We start from the raw sequence: 1,179 nt of genomic DNA on the forward strand, positions 1-1,179 counted from the left end.
GGGGGCGACGGCGGTGCAGATCGTAGAGAAGCGCCGCGGCGTGCGAACAATCCTCAAGCACGTCGGCTCGGCCCACAACGAGGCCGAACTCGCGCTGCTGATGGTCGTGGCACAGCAAGAGCTGCACGAGGGCCAGGACACCCTTGACCTGGATCTCGACCCGGCCCCGGTGCCGCGAAGCGAAGCTCGGGTCCTGTCCAGCGCCAGCGAGATCTTGTGGAACGTCCTCGTCGACGCGTACCAAGAGCTTGGGTTCGACGCCCTGGCGGATGATGCGTTCCGCGCGCTCGTGCTGGCACGGCTGGTCGAGCCGACGTCGAAGGCCGACACGGTGCGGGTGCTGAACGAGATCGGCGCACCCGCGCCCCACGTGAACACCCTTCACACGGCGCTGCGGCGTGCCAGCGAGCGTGACTATCGTGACCGGATCGCTCGCGCCTGCCTGTCCTACTCGCTCAAGACCACAGGCCCGGCGACGTTCGTGATGTACGACGTCACCACCTTGCACTTCGAGAACGACGACGAGGACACCCTGCGACGGGTGGGGATGAGCAAGGAGCATCGCGTCGACCCGCAGGTCCAGGTCGGACTGCTCGTCGACCAAGCCGGGGTGCCGCTCGAGATGCACCTGTTCGAAGGCAACAAGGCCGAGACGACCACGCTGATCCCCGTCCTGCACGCCTTCCAAGAGCGCCACGGCATCGACGACGTCGTGGTCGTCGCCGACGCCGGCATGCTGTCCGCCGGCAACCTCAACGCCCTCGAAGACGCCGGACTGTCGTTCATCGTCGGCTCACGCCTGACCAAGGCGCCTTACGACTTGGAGGAGCACTTCCACCGGCACGGCAACTACTTCGAAGACGGACAGATCCTCGAATCCACGCGCGTGATGGGCACCGGGGCCGGCGCTCGTGAACGACGGATCGTGTACCAGTGGTCGTTCAAGCGCAACAAGAGGGACGACCGCAACATCAACCTCATGATCGAACGCGCCGAGCGCATCGCGAGTGGATCCGCACCGATGCGCAAGGCACGGTTCTTGAAGGTGTCCGGTGCGCGCAAGGAGCTGGACCAGGCCACCATCGACCGTGCCCGCCAGCTGGCCGGCATCAAGGGTTACGTCACGAACATCCCGCCCGAAATCATGCCTGGCAGCGGCGTCATCGGCGCCTATCACGA

The 1,179-nt window shown here is 65.8% G+C and carries 1 protein-coding gene; it reads left to right on the plus strand.

The window, feature by feature from the left end:
* A partial coding sequence (locus AOM04_RS14120; protein WP_062465435.1) for an IS1634 family transposase occupies positions 1–1,179 on the plus strand: 1,179 nt, incomplete at both ends.

Origin of the sequence: Demequina soli (genome assembly GCF_000971195.1) — a bacterium.
GTDB lineage: Bacteria > Actinomycetota > Actinomycetes > Actinomycetales > Demequinaceae > Demequina > Demequina soli.